At 40.7% G+C, this 19740-nt stretch carries 16 protein-coding genes; 3 read left to right on the forward strand and 13 right to left on the reverse strand.

Translation table 11 applies throughout. From position 1 onward, the window contains the following. Positions 1-19 precede the first annotated feature (19 nt). The 4 genes from QNH43_RS21815 to QNH43_RS21830 form a co-directional block, all read right to left on the reverse strand. Positions 20-1822, reverse strand: coding sequence for a ribonuclease YeeF family protein (locus tag QNH43_RS21815; RefSeq protein ID WP_283915643.1), 1803 nt, complete (start codon positions 1820-1822; stop codon positions 20-22). A 413-nt stretch (positions 1823-2235) separates the two neighbouring features. Next, entirely contained in the window at positions 2236-2478 is a 243-nt protein-coding gene (locus tag QNH43_RS21820) for a hypothetical protein (protein WP_283915644.1), read from the reverse strand. A 196-nt stretch (positions 2479-2674) separates the two neighbouring features. Continuing rightward, the gene (locus QNH43_RS21825) at positions 2675-2809 is read right to left on the reverse strand and encodes a hypothetical protein (RefSeq protein ID WP_283915645.1); all 135 of its coding nucleotides are present in this window, start codon (positions 2807-2809) and stop codon (positions 2675-2677) included. A 577-nt stretch (positions 2810-3386) separates the two neighbouring features. Continuing rightward, complete coding sequence (locus QNH43_RS21830) at positions 3387-3845, reverse strand: SRPBCC family protein (RefSeq protein ID WP_283915646.1); 459 nt, start codon at positions 3843-3845, stop codon at positions 3387-3389. Between the two features lie 218 nt (positions 3846-4063). On the opposite strand from QNH43_RS21830, the gene QNH43_RS21835 reads away from it, so the two are divergent. Next, complete coding sequence (locus QNH43_RS21835; RefSeq protein WP_283915647.1) at positions 4064-5323, forward strand: ATP-binding protein; 1260 nt, start codon at positions 4064-4066, stop codon at positions 5321-5323. An 85-nt stretch (positions 5324-5408) separates the two neighbouring features. Here the strand turns inward: QNH43_RS21835 and QNH43_RS21840 are convergent, their stop codons facing one another. The 6 genes from QNH43_RS21840 to helD form a co-directional block, all read right to left on the reverse strand. Beyond that, positions 5409-5555, reverse strand: coding sequence for a hypothetical protein (locus QNH43_RS21840; RefSeq protein ID WP_283915648.1), 147 nt, complete (start codon positions 5553-5555; stop codon positions 5409-5411). Positions 5556-6010: 455 nt separating this feature from the next. Further along, positions 6011-6169, reverse strand: a complete 159-nt coding sequence (locus QNH43_RS21845) for a hypothetical protein (RefSeq protein ID WP_283915649.1) — start codon at positions 6167-6169, stop codon at positions 6011-6013. Positions 6170-7044: 875 nt separating this feature from the next. Then, positions 7045-10215: an ATP-binding cassette domain-containing protein gene (locus QNH43_RS21850; RefSeq protein WP_283915650.1), complete on the reverse strand. Its 3171-nt coding sequence runs from the start codon at positions 10213-10215 to the stop codon at positions 7045-7047. Between the two features lie 448 nt (positions 10216-10663). Beyond that, complete coding sequence (gene sspL, locus QNH43_RS21855; RefSeq protein ID WP_034304091.1) at positions 10664-10795, reverse strand: small, acid-soluble spore protein L; 132 nt, start codon at positions 10793-10795, stop codon at positions 10664-10666. A 139-nt stretch (positions 10796-10934) separates the two neighbouring features. After that, positions 10935-11171, reverse strand: coding sequence for a hypothetical protein (locus tag QNH43_RS21860; protein WP_283915651.1), 237 nt, complete (start codon positions 11169-11171; stop codon positions 10935-10937). A gap of 79 nt (positions 11172-11250) precedes the next feature. Further along, complete coding sequence (helD, locus tag QNH43_RS21865) at positions 11251-13587, reverse strand: RNA polymerase recycling motor HelD (RefSeq protein ID WP_283915652.1); 2337 nt, start codon at positions 13585-13587, stop codon at positions 11251-11253. Positions 13588-13979: 392 nt separating this feature from the next. Here helD and QNH43_RS21870 point away from each other — a divergent pair, with 392 nt between their 5' ends. Then, positions 13980-14237 carry a zinc ribbon domain-containing protein gene (locus QNH43_RS21870; protein WP_283915653.1) on the forward strand — a complete coding sequence of 86 codons (258 nt, stop codon included), beginning with the start codon at positions 13980-13982 and terminating at the stop codon, positions 14235-14237. A gap of 421 nt (positions 14238-14658) precedes the next feature. On the opposite strand, the gene QNH43_RS21875 is transcribed toward QNH43_RS21870, so the two are convergent. Then, entirely contained in the window at positions 14659-15579 is a 921-nt protein-coding gene (locus tag QNH43_RS21875; RefSeq protein ID WP_283915654.1) for a response regulator, read from the reverse strand. Beyond that, positions 15576-16847 carry a sensor histidine kinase gene (locus QNH43_RS21880; protein ID WP_283915655.1) on the reverse strand — a complete coding sequence of 424 codons (1272 nt, stop codon included), beginning with the start codon at positions 16845-16847 and terminating at the stop codon, positions 15576-15578. The genes QNH43_RS21875 and QNH43_RS21880 overlap by 4 nt, the downstream gene beginning before the upstream one ends. 199 nt (positions 16848-17046) lie before the next feature. Between QNH43_RS21880 and QNH43_RS21885 the strand changes: the two genes are divergently transcribed. Then, entirely contained in the window at positions 17047-18318 is a 1272-nt protein-coding gene (locus QNH43_RS21885; protein ID WP_283915656.1) for a cation:dicarboxylate symporter family transporter, read from the forward strand. A gap of 395 nt (positions 18319-18713) precedes the next feature. On the opposite strand, the gene QNH43_RS21890 is transcribed toward QNH43_RS21885, so the two are convergent. Next, positions 18714-19691, reverse strand: coding sequence for a 2-hydroxyacid dehydrogenase (locus QNH43_RS21890; RefSeq protein WP_283918422.1), 978 nt, complete (start codon positions 19689-19691; stop codon positions 18714-18716). Positions 19692-19740: the final 49 nt, after the last annotated feature.

Here is a 19740-nt window from a genome sequence, read left to right on the forward strand (position 1 = left end):
TTTTTCTGCCTCCTCTTAATTACTGCCCTTTCTTTCCAAAATGATAAGCAGGGTCTAAAATATCTTGGTGCATTTTTGGTGAAGTAATCATTAAATTATCAAGATTGTATACTTCTCCACCCTTGTCTATGGGCTGTTTATGGTGAAGTATATATGACTTATGTTTGCCATAATGTTCAACTTTAGGAGCAATGGGAGCATTTCCTACTAACATCCTTGAAACATTTCGGGTGTTAAACTCCTTAGCAAAGCTTGAATTTGCTACAGACTTCCAAAACTCTTTTCTAAAATCATCAAAGGAATTAAATTGTTTGCCTATTAGTTTATCTCTTATTTCTTTAGGGATTACACCTATTGCCCCTTTATTATACATAAGCTTGGTCTGTGTTTGAAGACTTCTATCTAACTTAAAGCTTTCGTTTACAAACCCTGGCTTATACCTTGGACTCTTACTTAAATCTTTGCCCGTACCCCTACCACTAACCTCAGACTCCACTTTCGCCATAGAAATTAGCTGATCCTTCAACCCCGCACCATTAACCACATTATAAGGTACCCCACCTGCCATCGACAGTTGGTTTTTAGGGTTGTATGGCAATAGGCTAGGGATAGTGGCCAGCTCTTTTGCCTTCGTTGCACCTTTAACTGCAGCCGCTTTTGTAGTCGCTACCCCAGTTTTCGTTATGGCTCCCGCGCCTTTTGTTCCTACTACTGATGTGACGACTGTTCCGAGGGCATAGGTTACCCAATGAGACCGGGAATAGGCATCTCCATTTACCATATCCCGTTCATATGAGTCGGAGATGGATTTGGATATATATTTATAGGTTTGAATCGGGTGCATGATTGAATTGGCTACACCTTCAACCGTTTCGCCAGGATCTGTGACAAAGTCCCAAACTCCTGTCACGAAGTCTTTCCCTACATCATAAAGGCCTACGCCGATTCCTTTAGCAATGTCAGCCGTTTGCTTGGATGCTTCTAGCTGCATGACATATTGCTGCTGGTTGGGCGCTAAGTTTTCATACCCGATTTGCTTGGCGATTTTGAGGAACTCATCCTGATCTGTGACATGTTCGAGTTGTGCCTTCAAGTCTTTGATCCGGCGATTCTCCGCTTCCTCTTTCTTAACCTTCAGATATTGCGCGGTTTCTTTTTTCCTGACTTCCAGGTTTTTATAGGCTTCACTATTTTTATACGCTGTTGCATTAAAATAGAGAGGGGACACTACTCCTCCTCTTGTACTGGATATTTTCAATTGCTCCATGAGTGCCGTCACTGCCGCTTGGTCCGCTTCGGATTTAGCATATTCAGCCGTCCACTTATGATCGATCTCGTTTACTTTGTCTATCGTTTCGTTCCGATTCCTTTCAGCTTTCTCCATGTTCTCAAAGAACGCATCATCGGAAAAGGGCTCTAACTGAATGATATCATCAATTCCAGCCAATATTTTTTTCAGATCATTTTTTTGGGCTGTGACCATTTCCTTTGAATTTCGACTGGCGCTTTCCAGCTCTTCCTCTAAAAAAGGGACCGTAACCACGGTTTCACTCAGGTTCGCTTCGATTGTATCTCCTTGAATTCCACTTAAAAAGGCAACATGCCGATTGATCAGACGCAGCCAGGAATCCACGACATCGATCTGTGCTTTGTAAAATCCTTTGATTGCCTCTGCGCCTTGACCCTGCAGCTCATCATCCAAATGAACGATACTCTCAAATCCTTTTTTTAATTCAGTGAGCTGTTCTTTTAGGTCCTTATATTGCCCGACACGCGTTTGCATGGCGGAAACTAGTGTTTGAGATTCGTAAATCATCGACATAATGGAAAGTCCTTTCAACTTCTTTTCTTATAACTAGATTTCATTTATATGTAATATTTTTATTCACTGTAAAATTATGGACTAAATATATTTTAGAAGAGTTTCTATATTTATTCAAGAATTGAAGGGGATTTCACAAACAATTGTTTTTTTTGAAAGGTAAACGATACATGCTCATCGGCTCATCAAATAAAAGAGTTGGAGTATTTGAGACGATGCTGAAGACTAGGGAATTTTTTATGATTAGAAAATCACATTAAAAAGGAGGGACAAAAACTGCTATTGCCAAGGAAGCGGGGTTTGATTGCAAAACAATTAGTAAATACAGGAAGACCAGGTACCTCATAGTCTATTCCAATTCTATTATAACTGTACAGGATTTAATACTTGCTAGTAATAAAGCGTAACGATATTTATTTGTTTTTATCTACACGCTTTTCTAATGCGACCCAAGATAAATAAATCAGTAGAGTGGTAATCAAAATTATGAAACCAGCTTGTGTGATATAAGAAAAATCCCATTCTTTAATTTCTTTCTCATCAAGTCCATTATAATTTTGAATTACATAGTTCGAAGTCTCATAATCCATAAAAACGTAACAAATAATTCCTCCAATTATGACTCCACCTAACAATGATAATAAAAACTTTTTCAATATGTTGTCCCCCTAACCCTTTAGTAAATATGAGTGAGAATAAACTTATTGATAACCAAAGTCTCTATCTTCATCCCTAAAATTCCTATTACAAGTGCTTCTCTAGAATTGTTCAAACTCTACTTCATATATGGTTCTCTTAAAAGGGGGAAATACCTTCAAGTTCCCGAGTAAATCCAAAGGCAAATCTTCCATATTATCGTTTACTTCTATACTTTTTTTCTTCACTTATATCTATTCCTGCAGATACTTCAGCATTCGAATCCAATTTAAACATATTCATATTCAGTAAAACACATAAACTACCTATCACCATCGCCAGTTTTTTCATTTTCTTCTCCCTGCTTTTCCTTTATGTAATAATATTCAAAAATCCAGATTAATAGATTCCAAAATTAAATTCAGGATTTTCACATATGGAATATTTTACTTTTTTTCGTCCACTCACAAATTAGATAGGTAAAAAAGTTGTGAACCGATTACTCCTCTCTGTGATACCTTTTTCCCCGCAAATTAAACACCCCTGACACTAAAAGTACCAAGGGTTGAAGATTAATATATTTACATATAATGGGCACGTTCCCATGGAAGGGTCATTAAACATTTGTTTTTCAGAAACAACTTTACTGACCTCAATAAGAGTTCTTCAGTTGTCTAGGTTAGTAAGTGGCTTTAATTGTGATGTATAGGTCATTACGGTATGGGGGCTAATAGATTTTGCTTAGGTGCGAGACTCCTGCGGGAAAAGCGTGTCCAAGGGAGACACCACAGGCGCAAAGAGCGCCGAGGAGGCTCCCGGACCGCCCGCGGAAAGCGAGTGCCTGCAGTGGAATGAAACGATCAAAGCATCCCCTCCAACATAGGCAAGTTGTATGCCCCCTATAATGCGGAAGATTGACTTAATTAATTCATGATTCACTTGTTTCTGCTTCAGCTACCCTTTTGACACGTTCCAAGAATTCAACAACCACTTTATCGGTGGCAAATAATAAAAGTAATTTCAAAAACCACTTTAATGGGCGACTGGTGACTGTATATGTAAAGGAAGTTCGATTGTCATTGATTTTATTTAGTTCATAAAAGGCTGTAATTTCAAACATTTTTGCGAGTATGAAGCCCACTTTTAGCTTTTTCTCATTCGTTTCATTCAAATATTCCAATGTTTCTATATCATACTCTTCCGTTCGTTTTCCTTCTCGATACTTTTGGTGATATACACTTCCAACCTTTTCTTCCGTTATTTTAACGGGCTTCTGTTCAACTACTTGAGGCATGATTTTTTGCATATTTTCTACAGAACCATCAAGAAACTTCCAGACTTGTTCAATCGGGGCGTCTATTTCTATTTCCCTTGTCCACTTTTTCAATGAAATCACCTCTACCTACATTATATTTCCTTTATTATGTAAAACCAACTTTCCAGCTGATAAATCATTATATAAGTTTCATTTTCCACCTAGATCAATAAATGACTCTTTTTTTGAATTTAAATGTCTTTCTGTAAATAAATTACTTTATTAAGATTCTCTTTTTTACTGTTATTCTTGTATAATATACGAAACGGTTACTTTTTCAGGAGAATCCAATGAATTTTATTTATATTAATCAAAACATATTAGATAACCTCTTTTATATCTTGGTAAGTATTTTGATTTATTATTTTTTATTAGATCATGGCAAAAGGTTAAGTCAGTATGGCAAGACCCTTATTACTGCATGCATGAGCATTCCTATTATATTATGTATGAAGTTTCCTATTTATATAGATGAATATTGTGTCCACGATCTCAGGCAAATTCCTTTCATAATAGGGACCCTTTATGGTGGTTGGCCTGTAGGGGCTGCCCTGTTAGTCATCATATTAACTTTTAGGTTTGCTTTTTATGGTTTCAATTTCCTTACGTTACTTGTTTATATCGTTATCTTTATTATAACTGCTTTATTTTCTTCCAAATTCAATCAGTCCAATCGAAAAAATAAGCTAAATGGCTCGATACTATTAATTTTGTTTCTAGGAATAATGACCAGCCTTATTTCACTCGGTATGTCTGATTATTTTCATATAACGGAGGCGTATTTGTTTTACTTTATCATCCTCCCTCCTTTCATTATCGCTTTAGCTGTATATATCATGGAAATTTTAAAAGATGCCATTTTAATCCGGACACAAATGATACGGCTTGAAAAAATGGAGGTAGTCAGTCAGCTTGCGGCCAGTATTTCACATGAAGTTAGAAATCCTTTAACAGTTGTGAAAGGATTTGTTCAACTGCTAAAGGCTCCTGATCTTACTCAAGAAGTAAAGGAACAATATATACAGCATGTTGTCAGAGAGCTTAATAGTGCAGAATCCATTATTAGTGAATATTTGGCATTTGCAAAACCTGCACTTGAAAAAGTGGATACCATTTCAATTAACCGTGAAATAGGATATGTACTTGAAATGATAAAACCATTGGCCAGCATGAATTTAGTTACGATATCTGAACAGTTGGCTCCAGGCATTACCCGGGGGAATGTTCAACATTTCAAGCAATGCTTCCTGAACCTGATTAAAAATGGTATAGAGGCAATGCCTGACGGCGGGGAACTTAGCATTGTTTCCTATATAAATAATTTCGATATCATTATCGAAATAAGTGACAATGGAATAGGCATGAACAAGGAACAAATAAATCGTTTTGGCGAACCTTATTACAGTTCCAAAGAAAAAGGGACAGGGTTGGGATCAATGGTAGCTGTCAAGACCATTCAAACGATGAATGGCACACTTCATATAACTAGCCTTTTGAATAAGGGAACAACGATTTCAATAACCCTTCCCGTTTATCAAGAGGATTATTAAAAAAGCCCGCCATTATCCGCGGGCTTCAGACTGTAGACAAACTCGATGAAAACTCAGTTTGCCTGCAGTTTTTTATTTAATAAGTTCAGTTGATTTCAGAAATCCGCTCCCTTTCCGCCGACTGTCTGCCAAGCCTCCTCACCGCAAGCGGCTGTGGGGTCTTGGCAAGCCAGTAATTCGGCAGGAGTGTCGCAAATTTCTTCAATCCAATGAGGATTACAGTAAAAAACATTAAAACCGGAGCACTTTATTCGACCAGCAACACTGTCTTGGGCCACTGACGCAGTATATCGACCTAAACCACACAATATTCGGCCGTTCACGCACAGTATTCCACCTACCCCACATAGTATTCGACCGTTCCTGTTCGACCTTCATCACTATTCGTACTCTGAACCTCTTTTATATTCAAACAGAAGTCCGCCATTAACAGCGGACTTTTAGTTTGTAGACAAAAGGGGTTCTATCTAAATTTTAAAAACAAAGTTGATTGGAACGGAGGGTGCGAGACTCCTGCGGGAAAAGCGTGTCGAAGGGAGACCCCGCAGGCGCAAATGCGCCGAGGAGGCTCCCGGACCGCCCGCGGAAAGCGAGTGCCTGGAGTGGAAATCAACGTTTAAATTGTACAAACCCTAATAAACTGTAGACAAACCCGAAGAAAAGCGAATTTGCCTGTAGTTTTTTTATTTAAAAAATATACCGGTGAATTTCAAAAATCCGCTCCCTTTCTGCCGACTGCCTGCCAAGCCGCATCAAAGCAAGCGCGTGTGGGGTCTCGGCTAGCCAGTTATTCGGCAGGAGTGTCGCAAATTTCTTCAATCCAATGAGGAATACAGTAAAAAACATTAAAACCGGAGCACTTTATTCGACCAGTTGCACTGTCTTGGGCTATTGACGCAGTTTATCGACCTAAACCAAACAATATTCGGCCGTTCACGCACAGTATTCTACCTTCCCCACATAGTATTCGACCGTTCCTGTTCGACCTTCATCACTATTCGGACTCTGAACCTCTTTTATATTCAAACAGAAGTCCGCCATTAACAGCGGACTTTTAGTTTGTAGACAAAAGGGGTTCATCTGAATTTCAAAAACAAAGTTGATTGGAACGGAGGGTGAGAGACTCCTGCGGGAAAAGCGAGTCCAGGGGAGACCCCACAGGCGCAAAAGCGACGAGGAGGCTCCCGGACCGCCCGCGGAAAGCGAGTGCCTGGAGTGGAAATCAACGGTCAAAGTTTAAAAACCTATAAAAATTGTAGACAAACCCGATTTTCATCGAGTTGTCTGCAGTATGAGTCCGCCATTATCGGCGGACTTTTAGCGAGTGCCTGGAGTGGAAATCAACGGTCAAAGTTTAAAAACCTATAAAAATTGTAGACAAACCCGATTTTCATCGAGTTGTCTGCAGTATGAGTCCGCCATTATCGGCGGACTTTTAGTCTGTAGACAAAAGGGGTTCTATCTAAATTTAAAACAAAGTTGATTGGAACGGAAGGTGCGAGACTCCTGCGGGAAAAGCGAGTCCAGGGGAGACCCCGCAGGAGCAAAAGCGACGAGGAGGCTCCCGGACCGCCCGCGGAAAGCGAGTGCCTGGAGTGGAAATCAACGGTCAAAGTTTAAAAACCTATAAAAATTGTAGACAAACCCGATTTTCATCGAGTTGTCTGCAGTATGAGTCCGCCATTATCGGCGGACTTTTTGCAATAGAGTGCTGTCATTATTTATTTTTTCTGTTCAAGGCATTGATAAACGGCCATCATATCTCGTTTGTTCAGCTCACGAATCCGGGCGAAGATGGGGATATCGGCAACGGCCTCGGTACGTTCACTTTCAGCCACAACATCGCTTACTTTCCCTGTCAGCCAGGTCTGGACGTTGATGTCTTCGACGATGGCTTTACGCCCTTCATCATTGATGCCACTGGCATGGCAACTCACACACGGTATCGTTAATTTATATACGCCGTCATGGAGGTTATCTTCTGAAATGACTTTCTTTCCATTACAGAATGGGCATTTATGACTTGCTTTAATTTTATTGATTTGGGTCACGATTTTTTTGTAGCCGAATGTTTCATAGACATAGGTTAGTTTTTTGTATTTGCCATTGGTGAAGTATTTATCAATAATGGTTTCTCTTGTTTCGTTAATATCGGCAAAGTCACAGATGGTGATCTGGTTTTTGCTGCTGATTGCTTCGAGATTGCCTTTAATGCTGCCCCAAAATGGTTGGGTATTTTGTAAGACCACTTCATAGCCTTTGAGGCTTGCCAGTTCCAGTTCGAGCATTTTCAACGCTGCTTTTGTTTCACGTGGAAGGAATGAGACATCATCAGTGAGTGCGATATCGCCGCCCACAATCGCTTTTAGTTTTTCCAGTTCCGGCAGCTTCCCGACAATTTTGATGACTTGATCAATTGGCTGTTGGATGATCTCACGAATGTCTGTATCACCAAATGCCAGTTTTTTATGATGGTTCAGGATCGTTCCTTGACAGACAGGACAGGCGATCATTTCTTTTGATGCTTTCATCTGCTCTTTAATGATCGATTTCGATATGAACATATACCGTCCAATGATGAAATTGAAGCCTTCCCAAATTCTTGATGCCTTGCCTGCTTTATCATAAAAGGACTTTTCCCAATATCCATATAAGAAGGTCTGCTTTTCTGCATCTGTCATCTCATTATAGCTTTTACTGATGTCGTGACCGAGTTCATTCTTGATCTCATCAAACAGGAATTGCAGTTTTGAATGTTGATAGTATTTCAGTACTTCCATCACGTCTGGATGTAATAAGCCATCCCAGAATGGCACGTTTTTGTCTTGAATGACGACATCAAAGTCAAATTTTTCAATGACCCGGCGGCCCGAACAGCTTGGACAATGATTTTCTGCAGAATAGAAATCAAAGCTTCTTGTATCTTTATTGGTCGGATGCGCAGCGACTATATGGTTGATCATTCCGCCCACTTCAAAAAGAAACGTATATTGGCTGTACAAGTGCCGTTCAAGATCGATGGCGATCACAGGTGCAATCGTGTCTGACTCGTATTCACCATAAATCACACGAGCGATTGGTGATAAGCTTTTTAAAATCCCGCCCTTATAGACATTCTCTGCCTTTTTGAAATAGTCGAGATGATTTTCCTGTAAATAATGGATGCCATTTTTTGACCGAAGTGTGGAAGAGATATGCAATGGCTCCGCTCGATCTCCACTGTCTTTGTGACGATAATGCTCATCATGACTGACAACGTCAAGATGTTGGACAGGTGCAAGCTGTCTTTTACCGAAATCAACGATATGATCCGAGCTTTCCAGCATATAACCATTATGTTCAATCATGATGATGGAGACCGATTCATCCTCGAGGATGACCCTGACACTATCGATGAATTGGTTCAAAATGTTTTGCGATAACCCTTTTGAAGGCTCGTCAAAAATGAACAGCGTGTGTGGGTTTCTTGTCTTCGCGAACAGCTCGGAAACTAAGTGGACACATTGAAATTCACCTGTCGATAGTGTTTGTGTTTTTCTTTCTAACGTCAAATAACCAAGCCCAAGTTTGATCAATAAGCTCAAGCGTTTATGGGCGATGTCCTCCTTTGGCAATTCTTCGATGATATCTTCAATCGAACGCAGAAAAATATCATCAATCTCATCACTGTATTTGGTGAGTTTCTTTTTAATATCAAGAAATGTCGCAACGGTTGATCGACTGGTGATCGATTTGTTTCGGTCCTGCCCGACCATGACCAGCTTATCCTTTGGATACCGCTTCTGAAAATCCTTGGAGATACATTCATTGACAAGTGTGGATTTACCGCATCCCGACTCACCCGTAAAGGTAACGAGCCTATTCTTTGGAATCCGGATTTCCTCCATTTGAATATTACGGCAGTATAGATCCTGAAATTGATAGTATTCCGTTGGCGTCGCTTCATTTCGTTCCCAGCTGATTGGTTTGGGACGCGGTGATTCCTCAACGATTTTCCCACCATATTTACCGCTGCCAGGTCCAAAGAACAATTGTTCATCCGTGCTATCTAACACCGTGTCTGAATGATCAATGAGCCAAATTTGATTTTTATTACCTAATTGCTCAATCTGTTCCAATATTTTCAAAAGGGTTTGATGATCAAGACCGACGGAAATTTCATCAATGATGATCACGGTATTTTCACTTGTTGCCATGAATTCGGCCAAATACAGCCGGGTTAATTCTCCCCCTGACACTGTCCCCATAATACGGTTCAAGCCTAAATAACCAATATTCATATTGATTATATTTTGGAGAATATGCTGTTTAGCTTCACTAATATGTAATGTCTCTGAGAGTGAAAGGATTGTTTCAATGCTTAAGTTGTTGATATCGGAAATAGTATGCGGGCGATCCATTAATTCAATGGTATATTGCTCGACGTCTTGATTGTAGCGTTTCCCCTCACACTTAGGACACTCGACATTTTTCGTCGTACCGCGTCCTTTACAGCTGGGACACCACCCTAAGCCATTATTAAAGGAAAAAACTTCCGGAGAAAGATTGAATTTTTCAGCAAGACAAACACGAATCTCTTTAAACACACCAGTATGTGTGCCAATGGTTGAACGGGGATTGGCTGAAATGGATGATTTGCCGAGAAAAAGGACCAGCGGCATTTCTTCCATCTTGATGGCGCTGAAGTTGGTTTCCATAATAGCAGGGAATAAATACTGATATTCAGACTTCGGCAATAAGGAAACGAGACGCTTCTTGGATTCTTCCCCAATGGTCTGACAAAAAGTCGTTTTACCGGAACCGGATAACCCAGCAATTCCTAATGATTGATCGTCTGGCAGCGCTGCATCCAAATGGTTTATATTGTTCGCTATTAATCGATTTATTTTCATTTGTAACTCCTCTCCATTTTATAAGCTCAGTCTTTCATATTAGCACAGCGACAAATGTATTTGGTATTTTTTTAACGCTAGCTCCATCCTTCTATTCTTTCACATTCCACTGCTCCAAAAACGTATGATTCATCGACAAAAACTTTATAGATTATGGCTCTTTTCGTAAAGACTGTTGTTTTGAAAACGAAACGATTTAAGGTTGATTGGAGTGGAAGTGCGAGACTCCTGCGGGAGCAGCGGGACAGGTGAGACCCCACAGGCGTTTACGCCGAGGAGGCTCACCGCCCGCCCCGCGGAAAGCGAGCATCTGGAGGGGAAATCAACCACACCACATTACTTGGTAAAATGGCAAAAAAGTATGCGAAAACAGCCTAGATTATAAAAGCCCCTCTCGATATGAGAAGGGCATTCTTTATGAAGTATGACTATATTTTGCCCAATGCGCTTATTTTGTATTGGACTTTTTTGCCTTGTTTTCAAGGTCGCTTTTTGGCTCAGTGGAGAATTCCACATCTTTTCCGTGTCCCTGCGGGTTAACACTTGGTGCGATGCGACCTCTTCCTGTCTTTTTACTCATTTCCTTCACCTCCAAGTATATTATGTCCGAACTGTTATAAATTAAAAACGAGGTCGTTTCTATAAAGATCCCCCCAATAAAAAACCTGCATAGAACTAAAGTCTACACAGGTTTCAAAACAGCTGTTTGTTGGAAGGACCTACTTTAAAAGACGAGTGTAATTGAATGTGTCCTTGTTCTGAGGAATATCGGGATTTTTTTTCCCGGCAGGCTGTACCGCTCTTCCTGTATTTCCGCTATAGCCCTCTTCCACGGGCCCTGGATAATGATAATGACCATCATTAACTGATTGAGTTGCTGATTCACCAGTCGTCTGGCTTCCTCCCGTGTTCACCCCATCGAGTCTTACGGATCTGTTTTCTTTCTCGTTAGTCAAATCCTCTCCTCCTTTTCTAAAGATTCTTTTATAGTATTTGATAAAAGAACAATAAAATGAAAGGAGAAAAAAGGAAGCGTTAATCTGTCAGAAGGAAACGCTTCGTTGCATCGTTTTGCAAGAAAGGACTCGGTTCGCCGACCGCATATAAATGTAAGTTATGCATAGCCCTGGTACATGCGGTATAGAACAATCTTCGCAGGCTCTCATCACCGTATGTTTGCACAGATGCATCATAAATGATGACAGCATCAAATTCGATGCCCTTGGCCAAATAAGCTGGGATGACAACAACACCCTGTTCATATTCATTTGTGCCTTTCTGTACGAGTTTAATTTCACCGTGGATACTAAGGGCATCGTATGCAGCGGCACTTTCGGCAGCGGATTTACATATTATTGCGATGGTATTATAATCACGGCTTTGAAAGTCCTTGACTTTAGCCACGATTTTGCGGTGCAATTCATCTCGGCTGGACACTTGAGTCAGTACTGGCTTCTCGCCTTCACGTTCGAATGCCTTAATTCGATGGCCTTCAGGAACTAGTTCACGTGTAAATTCTATAATCTGCTTTGTGGATCTGTAGCTTTGATCCAAGGTTATACTCTCGGTTTCACTTATCCCGTATAAACTGGTAAGAGTCTGGAAATCCACCCGTTCGCTGGCATGTGCAAATATTGCCTGGTTAAAGTCACCGAGGACGGTCATCCTTGCAGAAGGAAACAACCGTTTCAAGAACTCGAATTGAAATGGAGAATAATCCTGTGCTTCGTCCACAAGCACGTATTTTATAGAAGTATTCGTCTGAAACCCTACAATTAGCTCCTTCAGCAGCAAAAATGGAGTCGCGTCTTCGTAATGCAGTTCACCTTCGTCCAGCATTTTTTGCGTTGATGAACATATATCCCTTTCGACAGGTGTTTCACCATCATTCCACAGTTCATTCCGTATTTGTTCGTCAAAGAGTTGCTTGTATATTTGCTTAATATTGATAAAATGAAGTGCTTTTACCCGTTTGCGTAACGTCTTCAATTTCTTGCGAACAATCATACGCGCAAGCATTTTATGCTCTATCTCATAATCATCAAAGGAATCTTCAGTACGGCCGCGTTTTTTCTCTAAGTGGTTGTATACCTTTTGATAGTCTTCTTTGCTAAGGTACTCGATTTCCTCCTGGACCCAAGGTTTTTCCAACTCAGACTTTTCCGTTTCATCAAGAATCTCACATAACCACTCTTTCAACTTTTCAACCCTATTGTGAAAACGTAAGGGGGTGTCTGTGTTATAAAATCTTTCCGAGATTTGTTTGGCCGAGACGAGCGTTTCCCCCCGGAACTTTAACCCTCTAAAGATCATTCCAGATCGTTCCAGTGATTGCCTGTATGTTTTGATGATTTCAAAGAAGCGAATCGATGCCTTAAATTGGATGCTCGCTGTCCTGGTGCCATAGGAAGGATCATCCGCTGCAGTCAACAAAAATTCCAATTGATCATAAGGATCCTCCACTTGATACGAGTCAGTCAGACGATGATCCAAGTATTCCTGGAATGTGACCTGCTGCATATTCTCTTCGCCAAGTTCGGGCAACACATTGGATACGTAGTTATTAAACATTGAGTTAGGAGAGAATAAAATGATTTGGTCGGCTTTAAGCCATTCCCTATTCTTGTAGAGCAAATAAGCGATCCGTTGGAGGGCAGCTGATGTCTTGCCGCTGCCAGCGGCACCTTGAACAATGAGCAGACGTCCGCGATCGTTCCGGATGATCCTGTTTTGCTCCCGTTGAATGGTGGCCACAATACTGTGCATATGCTTATCCGTTCCCTTACCAAGCACCTGCTGCAGTATCTCATCTCCAATGGTGAGACTCGTATCGAACATTGATTCGATAACGCCTCCCTTGATGATATATTGCCACTTTTTCTCCAGCATCCCAGAAATTACGCCTCCGGGAGTAGAGTATTCTACTGGACCGGGAGGATAGTCATAATAAACACTCGAAATCGGGGCCCTCCAATCGTAGACAATGAAGTTTTCTCCTGTTGTATCAGTAAGGGTGGAGGTTCCAATATAAATATGTTCCGTAAGGGCAGACCCTTCTTCAGTGATATCGATCCGGCCGAAATAAGGCACTTCCTGCATGCGGCGCAGTGTAGACAACCTCTTGAAGGAATATCTATGTGCGCCTTCGCTTTGTGAAAGAGCTTGAGCCTGCTGCCTTAAGCCAATGATGGTCTCGAGGTAATCATCGAAAGTATCCATATTAACCTTGAGGTCATCCCAAAAGTGTTTACGGATATTAACAACTTCTTTTCTGCGCTGGGAAGTTTCACCTTCAATTTTGCCGATTTGTTTCGTAATGGTTTCCATCACCTCATCCAAACGCTCTTGCTCCTGCCGAATTTCATCGTTCATATCAGACACTCCTTCAAAAAATAAAAATAGGGGTTGACTAGAGGTGAGTTTTACCTTATACTTATAGTAAGGGGTAAACTGTTCTTGTGTATCGGTAAATGTGTTTCTATACTAATTTATCACAATTTCTGAATGATATCAATGTAAATTGCAAAACAGTTGCCATAATAAATCGTCATTTAAAACTCTAATTTAACATTTTAACCCAAAACCAGTTGAGCGAGTAGCTTGACTGGTTATTTTTATGACTATTTGAAAACCTGAATGCCTCGCTAGTCCTGCCTTTCATAATAGCCGAAACGCCCACATCAACGGTGTGATTCATATTGACTTGACTTCATATTGTTTGTTGGATAATGTTTAGGATAAAACTTTTTGTAGGAGAATTTATAATGAAAAAATATAAAGCATGTCAGAGTTGTGGAATGCCGCTATCTAAGGATGAACTAGGTGGAGGAACTGAAAAAGATGGCAGTAAAAGCACTAAATATTGCAGTCATTGTTATATGAATGGTGAATTCACTCAAAATATCACTGCGATGGAAATGCAAAAATTTGTTCAAAATCATATGATGGAAAATATGAAAATGCCTAAATTTATTGCTAAGTTTTTTACTAGGGGCATCCCAAAGTTAGAGCGATGGAATTAATCAACTATTAGGAACGAATGAACTTTTTTATCTTCTTTCTTTAGATTTGAAAGAAGGTCGTACCGTTTATTAAAAAGGCTGTTTTCGCATACTTTGTTGCTATTTACCAAGTAATGCGGTGTGGTTGATTTCCCCTCCAGATGCTCGCTTTCCGCGGGGCGGGCGGTGAGCCTCCTCGGCGTGAAGGCCTGTGGGGTCTCACCTGTCCCGCTACTCCCGCAGGAGTCTCGCACTTCCGCTCCAATCAACCTTAAATCGTTTCGTTTTAAAAACAACTATCTTTACGAAAAGAGCCATTAAAAAATACGAAGAAAAAGCGATAAAGACAAATCCATATAAACGGATTTGTCTTTTTGTTTCTTCCATTGAAAAATATTGTTTTTGTGAATTTTCAATCTATTCAACTTGTGTTTCTGGTTTATTATTTCATCATCTGTCTTGCTTCCATAAACAGCACTTGGATAAACTTTTTCATGTTATTACGGCTCTGGCTGCTTACTTTTTTGCTTTTGTCTTCTAGCTCCAGCATTTTTTTGCGGACTTCCGAGAAATCAAAAAATGTGGATGAATAGGCTTCGAATTTTGGATTCATATAATCCGTCAATCCTAATGAAGCGATATGGATGAGGGCCTGGTTAAGAGCGCGGCGGACACGCTGCTCAGAGGCTTTCATTTCTTTCTGGATTTCGGCCTCTTTCGCTTGATCTCCCAGCTTTTCAGCGGCAATACCCGCAAAAATGTCCTTTAAATATGGAAACGTATAGGCGGAACCGAGTCTTCGCTTTTCATTTTGAAGGAATCCTAAAATGTTTAGTAAATCCTCGCTTCCCCCTTCGCCAATCATACCTAAATCGGAAATTAAGGAACGTCCGGCTTCCATGATATTTTTTGTATGAGAGGAGGACACTTTCGAAGACTTCGGGCGGCCCGTAAACACGTTCAACGATTTTTGAATGCCCTGGATCGATTGATCCACCAGTATTCGCTCGCTCACTTTGTTTAATATGCATGAAATTTCAACTTGGTTCAGCGGTTTTGTAATGTAGTATTCCGCCCCTAATCTATACGCCTCTCCTATCAGTTCTTTCGATTCCACTTGCGAAATCATCACAAACTTTCCTTGAAATCCATCAGCAAGGGCTCTGATCGTTTCAATTCCGTCCCTAATTGGCATGAGCAAATCAATTAGGACAATGTCTGCTTTTTTAAAAGACAGTAATCCATTATTCACTGCCGATCCGTCTTCTGCTTCTCCCACAACTTTACCTAAATCTTCATCTTCAATCATCTCTGTCAGCATTCCTCGAATGGCAGGATCGTCATCTATAATGAAATAATTCATCTCGTTAATCCTTTCTCCATAATCGCATCAATCGGAAGTTCTACGATGAATACGGTATCTTTATAGTTATTCATTAACCTGATTTGTCCTCCAAATTTTTCAACAGTTTGTTTCACATACGATAACCCGATTCCTGTCGAAGGGTTTCCTGCCTCATCGAATTTCTTTGTGTATCCTGCTGTAAAAATGACTTCCTTCTGCTTGGGTGCAATACCGGGGCCATTGTCACTGATGCAAAACTCCGCGAATTGACCTTTCCTTTTCACTTGCAGTGATACGTATCCCTCATCTTTGATGGCTTCCACGCTATTTGCCAATAAATTATTTATTAATGATAATACCATATAAACATGGTAGGGCGGATGGTCACCATCTATATGCAAGGAAAAGGAAATATCTTTGAGAAGGGACTCGGCATATCGTCTATTGGACACGATCATGATGTTTCCAAGCTCTTCGATATTCATGTATTCCTTCAGGTTTTCGGAAGACATGAGTTCCGATAGCCCCGCATAAATCCGCTGGTTATCTTTTTTGATTTCATGCACGAGACCGGCAATCTGCAACGCCGTTTGCGCATCGCTTCCGTTAGTCCCCCCTGATTTTAATCGACGGTAAAAGTCATAACAAGTGCGGGTGATTTCTTCCGCATGTTGCATCGTTTTCTTCAGTTGAACCGATTCTTCATACAAACTTGAAATGAAAAGCAGCATTTGTTCCTTTTGCATCCGCTGCTCCGCTTCTGCGAATTTTGCTTCTCTCAGCTTTAATATATTAAAGAAGCCGAGAACGAAAAAGCTTCGAATAAAGGCGATTAAAACGAGTTGGTCGATGGCTAGCAAGGGTGTGTCCTGATTCGCCAAGAAGGAACGGATGGCCATTTCGGATACACTTGCAATAAGCTCGATCAATACCCCTAAAAGCCCAATCATAAAAGGCTGATCGTGGCGTTCGTTCAATTTAGTCTTATGAAATGCGAACGCGTAAATGAAATAATAGAAAAAGGCGGGAAAATGAAGATACATCGCTTCCTCAACAGATATGTCCCGCATTCCGACAGCCAGTGAAAAACGAAAAATAAACACACTCATCCCCGTTAAAATGCCTGCAATAATCGGGTGGATCCCCCTCCCCCATAGCAAAAACAAGAAAAAGACGGGAGTTCCCAAACTGACCCGGAATGTACCGTCGAATGGATAAAACTTGAATTCACCCGCAAGAGGCACCGCAATCATAATCAATAATAATATCCTTATACTCTTTTTCAACACGGTCCCTCCCCAGTCACTTTATAAAAACATAACACATGAAATGCTAAAAAAGAGAGAGGGGTTTTAACTGAAATTTTTATTTTTTTATCACTTGTAAATATCAGTAGGTTTCAGTAGGTTCTGGTAGGCTGATCATAAACTTAAAATAATCTGAAAATTGAAAGCGCTAACAAATAAACTGCATAGGGGGATTAAAATGAAAAAGTTTGGATTAGCTACACAAATTTTTGTTGCACTTGTACTAGGTATCGGTGTCGGTGCTTTATTCCATGGCAATGAAACAGCCATGGCCATTATGGAGCCGATTGGCGATATCTTCATTCATTTAATTAAAATGATTGTCATCCCGATTGTCATGGCTGCATTAGTGGTCTCGATAGCGGGAGTGGGCGATATTAAAAAACTAGGAAAATTAGGCGGGAAGACTCTTCTTTATTTTGAGATTGTCACCACAATTGCCATTGTTATTGGAATACTGGCGGCAAACTTGTTCCACCCGGGGGCTGGCTTAGATACAAGCAACCTTGAAAAAAGTGATATTTCAAAATATGAAGAAACAACAAAGGAGGCTGGAAGCAGTGGCTTTGGGGAAACAATTTCTCATATTGTTCCTCAAAATGTATTTGAATCAATGGCTCAAGCGGATTTATTACCGATTATCTTCTTTTCCGTTTTATTCGGCTTAGGTGTGGCTGCGATAGGAGAAAAAGGAAAGCCTATTCTTGGATTCTTTGAAGGTGTGTTAGAAGTCATGTTTTGGGTGACGAATCTAGTCATGAAATTTGCCCCCTTTGGTGTGTTTGCACTCATTGGTGTAACAGTTGCCAAATTTGGTGTCGCAACATTAATACCTTTAGGGAACTTAGTAGTTGCTGTTTATGTGACGATGGTATTCTTCGTGTTCGTCATTCTTGGAATTATAGCGAAAATGTCCGGTACAAGCATTTTTGTTATCCTGAAAGTGTTAAAGGATGAACTGATTTTGGCCTTTACAACAGCAAGCTCAGAGTCGGTATTACCAAGGCTTATGGACAAAATGGAGAAGTTTGGCTGCCCGAAATCCATTACTTCATTTGTTATTCCAACAGGCTATACCTTTAATTTGGACGGCTCAACGATTTATCAAGCGCTAGCTTCGCTTTTCGTGGCACAAATGTATGGAATTGATCTATCCATTACAGAACAGATTACTTTGTTACTAGTATTGATGTTAACGTCAAAAGGAATAGCTGGCGTTCCGGGTGCGTCATTTGTTGTTATTTTAACGACACTTGGTTCTATGGGACTGCCGGTGGAAGGTGTTGCGTTCATTGCCGGTATCGATCGAATTTTGGATATGGGGAGATCAGCGGTTAATGTCGTGGGGAACTCATTAGCGGCTATTGTCATTTCGAAGGCAGAAGGTGAATTTGATCAGGAAAAAGCAAACCATTATGCTGATTCCATTAAACAATCAGACGTAGCATAAACTATATCCATATAAATCATAACGTACGTATTGAGAATCTACAGCTTGAAGCCCTTCTTTATAGAGAGGGCTTGTTTGTTTTGCAGAAGAAGTAATCATACTCGATATCAAAAAATGGATAGCCCCAAATAAGGCCATCCATCTTAATTTATGGCTGTTTTCGCATACTTTGTTGCTATTTACCAAGTAAAGCGGTGTGGTTGATTTCCTCTCCAGATGCTCGCTTTCCGCGGGGCGGGCGGTGAGCCTCCTCGGCGTAAACGCCTGTGGGGTCTCACCTGTCCCGCTGCTCCCGCAGGAGTCTCGCAATCCGTTCCAATCAACCTTAAATCGTTTCGTTTTAAAAACAACAATCTTTACGAAACGAGCCTAATTTATAAATGCTGTTAAAGAAATCACTTCACCTTTACACCAGCTTTAATCAAGGTAGGCGGAGTTTCTCCCTGCAATCCGGCTACAAGGTTGGTTGCTGCCAGCATCGCCATTTTTAGGCGGGTTTCATATGTTGCGGAACCGATATGAGGCAAAGTGACGACATTCTTCATCGAAAGCAATGGATTGTCTTCCTGGACGGGCTCTTGTACAAAGACATCCAGTCCTGCCGCGTGAATTTCACCATTTTTTAGCGCAGTGATCAAGGCTTCTTCATCAACGGTTTTCCCTCTTGAACAGTTGATGAAGATGGCGGTCTCTTTCATGAGCTTGAATTCTTTTTCCCCCATCATCTTTTCAGTTTGGGGAGTCAGCGGTGTCATCAAGCAGACAAAATCAGATTGCTTTAACAGTTCTTCCAGGGAACAGTATGCAGCTCCATACTTTTGTTCTGCTTCTTCGTTTCTAGATCTGTTGTGATAGAGGATGTTCATATCGAATCCAAAACGGGCCCTTTTTGAAACGGCAGAGCCTATTCCGCCCATCCCGATAATCCCTAATACTTTATGATGGACGTCCAACCCAAATGATTTTTCTCCGATATTCGATGTCCATTGCCCTGACTTTACCATTTGATCCATCTCTGGCATTCTTCTCGCTGTGGACAGCATCAAGCCCATAATCGTATCTGCGACTGTCTCATTCAATACCTCTGGAGTGTTCGTGGCCAGGATTCCGCGATTGGACAACTCGGTTATATCCAGATTGTCGTAACCAACTGATGAGTTACAGACGATTTTTAATTGCGGTGCTTGGTCCAGTAAAGTTTTATCCACCTTTAATCCTGAACCTAATATACCTTGTGCGTTCTTCAGCTCTTGAAGAAATTCAGGGTATTTTTGTGAGTCAAGACCTTCAAAATAAACGACATCACAAGTCTCGCGAACATAATCCAACACTTCTTGATCCACTTTCTTATAGATGATTACTTTCGGTTTCATCATTGATACCCTCATTTCCAATAAAGTAGGACCCCACCGGGATCAAATG

This window comes from Peribacillus simplex (assembly GCF_030123325.1).
GTDB classification, from domain to species: domain Bacteria; phylum Bacillota; class Bacilli; order Bacillales; family DSM-1321; genus Peribacillus; species Peribacillus simplex_D.

Excerpts from the sequence above, each read along its gene's own strand:
- QNH43_RS21885 (WP_283915656.1), top strand. The coding sequence starts at position 17,047 with ATGAAAAAGTTTGGATTAGCTACACAAATTTTTGTTGCACTTGTACTA.
- QNH43_RS21825 (WP_283915645.1), bottom strand. The coding sequence starts at position 2,809 with ATGAAAAAACTGGCGATGGTGATAGGTAGTTTATGTGTTTTACTGAAT.
- QNH43_RS21850 (WP_283915650.1), bottom strand. The coding sequence starts at position 10,215 with ATGAAAATAAATCGATTAATAGCGAACAATATAAACCATTTGGATGCA.
- helD (WP_283915652.1), bottom strand. The coding sequence starts at position 13,587 with ATGAACGATGAAATTCGGCAGGAGCAAGAGCGTTTGGATGAGGTGATG.
- sspL (WP_034304091.1), bottom strand. The coding sequence starts at position 10,795 with ATGAGTAAAAAGACAGGAAGAGGTCGCATCGCACCAAGTGTTAACCCG.
- QNH43_RS21835 (WP_283915647.1), top strand. The coding sequence starts at position 4,064 with ATGAATTTTATTTATATTAATCAAAACATATTAGATAACCTCTTTTAT.
- QNH43_RS21870 (WP_283915653.1), top strand. The coding sequence starts at position 13,980 with ATGAAAAAATATAAAGCATGTCAGAGTTGTGGAATGCCGCTATCTAAG.
- QNH43_RS21890 (WP_283918422.1), bottom strand. The coding sequence starts at position 19,691 with ATGAAACCGAAAGTAATCATCTATAAGAAAGTGGATCAAGAAGTGTTG.
- QNH43_RS21815 (WP_283915643.1), bottom strand. The coding sequence starts at position 1,822 with ATGTCGATGATTTACGAATCTCAAACACTAGTTTCCGCCATGCAAACG.
- QNH43_RS21840 (WP_283915648.1), bottom strand. The coding sequence starts at position 5,555 with ATGTTTTTTACTGTAATCCTCATTGGATTGAAGAAATTTGCGACACTC.
- QNH43_RS21875 (WP_283915654.1), bottom strand. The coding sequence starts at position 15,579 with ATGAATTATTTCATTATAGATGACGATCCTGCCATTCGAGGAATGCTG.
- QNH43_RS21845 (WP_283915649.1), bottom strand. The coding sequence starts at position 6,169 with ATGTTTTTTACTGTATTCCTCATTGGATTGAAGAAATTTGCGACACTC.